This window comes from Halocynthiibacter styelae (genome assembly GCF_016123485.1).
GTDB classification, from domain to species: Bacteria; Pseudomonadota; Alphaproteobacteria; order Rhodobacterales; family Rhodobacteraceae; genus Halocynthiibacter; species Halocynthiibacter styelae.
The window spans coordinates 1-3,245 of sequence record NZ_JADCKQ010000031.1; the positions used below are offsets into that span (position 1 = coordinate 1).

A 3,245-nucleotide genomic window follows, 5' to 3' on the forward strand; every position below is an offset into this window, starting at 1 on the left:
CGTAACCCGCGTGTGCTGACGCCAACGACATCACACAGCCGGTTGGCTGGGAAGCTGCACCTGTGTTCTTCGACAAACCTAAATCTCATCACTTTAGACCCGCGAAGAACTGGGTGGCCTTTTTTAGGATTTCCCTCTCCTCCTTCAGGAGCCGGTTCTCCCGCCGAAGTCGATCATTCTCTTGAGCCAGGCTCAAATCCTCTTTGGAAACCACGTCAGTGTCTCGGTGCGCGGTGATCCATTTATTCAGCGTCGACATGCCAACACCCAGATCGTCGGCTACCTGCTTACGCGTCAGCCCACTGGTTAATGCGATACGCACCGCATCTTGCCGGAATTCGTCCGTCCGTTTCAGTCCCATAGTCAGTCTCCTTTGTTGCAGTAAATGCTATCAAAGGAGCGGCATCAAACCGCGACAGGTCCAAACTGCCTTGCTATCGGGCGCGTTTGATGCAGAGTGAAGACCTTATTGAGAGCCTTAAGTTGTGTCACCGTTACTCGTCATACATAATCCTTTCAGCGTCAATGAAGGCATCTGAGGAAAACTGTGTCAAAGAATGAATGATTTTGTTTCAAAGCGTTTTGATGAGCGCAATCTCAGCAGGGAGGATGATGGCAGCGCGTTTGAACGGTTCGTTGATGAGTTCATGCGCTTACACGCCCCTGAAAATAAACTAGTCCGGGGATTGGCTCGTGGTGCTGATGGCGCAATCGACCTTGCCGACACTAACCACCGACTAGAGCAGATTGTTGAATGCAAATTCATTGGGGCAAACACTAAATCAACCGCCGAAGACCGTTGGAGCGAAGTGAGGAGTCATCTTAAAGGCAACCTTATTCTATTAGCTCAAGGCGATCAGAAACGACGTAAAAAGTACAGGCCGTGGTTGAGGTCCGAGGGTAACCTTAAGAAATACACCTTCGTTACATCGTCAATCTGCGCGAGTGCCGACAAGCGGAACAAACTCCGCGAGACGATTTCAAGTTTTTTCAGGGAGCTATCCCAAGAACACAATCAACTGGGCCACCTCGGCGATATCGAAGTGGATCTGAGGTATTGGGACGATCTAGTAGGCCAAAGCGCGATGCTTGCACCACTCTTCTACCGCTGGTTTGGTGGCTTCCCGCAGGGCTATAGCGAGATTGCTGCCAGCTTCGGCTCTGAGACGGGCTTTAAGCAATTTCTGACAAATCAAAACCTACCTTATTTTTCCCTCGATTCATATCTTTTTGAAACAAAGCAAAGGCCTGTGTCACAGCTCGATGCCATCCACAAGTTTTTGACCCAAGGAAACGATGCTAGGGCGCGTGTGATTTTCGGACCAGGTGGGGTTGGTAAAACCCGCCTTTCGATTGAACTCTGCGAGAATGTGCGGAAGGCTGGATGGTGGCCAATCCGCCTTGATCGCAAGGCAAGTGTTGCTGAACTTGACGCAATTTGTCAAAGCCACGCAGATAGTGCAAAAATACTTCTCTTTATCGATTATGCTGAGGCATTCGAGGGGCTTGATCAGCTAGCTGAGGCCGTGACCAGACTTGCATCTGATGGAAAACACCGAATCTCTATCCTCGCATCGACGCGATCAAGTTCGCTTCAAAGGGTGTCTGATCGGTTAATTGACCTCCAACCCGAATTTACCGACCTGTCTCCGCAAAAGGATCGAGATGAATTCGAAGATTGGCTTACCAGAAAAATCATTCGTCATTTTGAAATTCCACAGGGCGAACAAGTAGCGCTTAGCTGCAGGGGGCTGCCGGTGATGGCCGCGTTTGCTGGGTTCCTTTTTCAGAAGGATCGAACGCAGTTTGACTTACAATTCGGTGGTATGGCTTCAGTCCATGATTTCACTGGGTGGTCTACTGTACGCCTGAAAGCTATCGAAGATCGTTTTCCTGAGCAGCCCGTCCAAAGCTTGCTTGCTGACTTGGCAGCGCGACTACCTATGCCGAAAACGGAAGCAAGCGCATTTCGAGCGGAATCTGGCTTGAAGCGTGATATCTTCGATATTTTAAAAGCGGACCGTTGGATCGAACCCGAAGGTGAATTGTATTCGGCTGCACATGACGTTTTGGCCGATGCAATCCTCGCGCGCCATTTGTCAGCAATGCCTGGAGCTGAACAGGATAAGATCCAAGATATCGCGGTGAAGGCTTTGAAAGAAGGCCGTCTCGACCGCTGCATGGCCGCGTTGGATCGGCTAGGAGATCATCCTGTGTTCGAGAGGTTGTCAGGTAAGACACTGACTGAAACCTTGATGGCCTGCGATGATGAAAAAACACTTGCAGCCCTGCCTAGTTTAATAAAAACACGCCTCTTTCGCCCCGCAGACTTGATCACGCTGCTGGCATCCTCCAGCGAACTGAGGGAGCGATTGTCTGAAGCGCCAGAGGCCCATCTCACTCTTGCGCGGACGGGTGAGTGGGTGGCCACAAAAGGCCAAGCCGTGATCGACCGTGTGACGGCTGAATTGGCTTTGAACACGCCGCTTGGCAGTGCCGTTGCTTTTCAACATCCATCCAACATGGTCGTGCGTTTGGCTTATGCGTTTGATCCCACGCGTTTTCACGACGATGTCATTAAGCGGGTTCTCGCGGAACCTGAGGCTCTCGACAGCCATTACCTCATTGTATCTCTGCTGAAATCGGCAACGCCAACAGAAGATGTTTTACCGTATCTGGTGCCTTGGCTTGACGGAAACGACAAAGCACTTAAGGCAAGCCACGTCTACCAAGCCTGGCTGGATGCCGGGGGCGCTGTCGAGGCGGTCCGCGAAAAGCTGCTTCTCTGGGTCGCAGACAACGGTGCAACGCCGGAGGCACAGTTCGTCTACAAAGCGTGGCTGGAAGCCGGGGGCGCTGTGGAGGTGGTCCGCGAAAAGCTACTTCTCTGGGTCGCAGACAACGGCGCAACGCCGAAGGCACGGTTCGTCTACAAAGCCTGGCTGGATGCCGGGGGCGCTGTCGAGGCGGTCCGCGAAAAGCTGCTTCTCTGGGTCGCAGACAACGGTGCAACGCTGGAGGCAAGCCACGTTTACAAAGCCTGGCTGGATGCCGGGGGCGCTGTCGAGGCGGTCCGCGAAAAGCTGCTTCTCTGGGTCGCAGACAACGGTGCAACGCTGGAGGCACAGTTCGTCTACAAAGCGTGGCTGGAAGCCGGGGGCGCTGTGGAGGTGGTCCGCGAAAAGCTACTTCTCTGGGTCGCAGACAACGGCGCAACGCCGAAGGCACGGTTCGTCTACAAAGCC

The 3,245-nt window shown here is 52.9% G+C and carries 1 protein-coding gene and 1 pseudogene; one reads left to right on the plus strand and one right to left on the minus strand.

Annotated features, from left to right (window positions below; translation table 11 throughout):
• A pseudogene (locus H1D41_RS18185) lies at positions 1 to 361 on the minus strand (transposase); the annotation flags it as partial.
• A gap of 196 nt (positions 362 to 557) precedes the next feature.
• On the opposite strand from H1D41_RS18185, the gene H1D41_RS18190 reads away from it, so the two are divergent.
• The coding region (locus H1D41_RS18190) for a hypothetical protein (protein ID WP_228850258.1) at positions 558 to 3,245 on the plus strand (2,688 nt) is incomplete at its 3' end.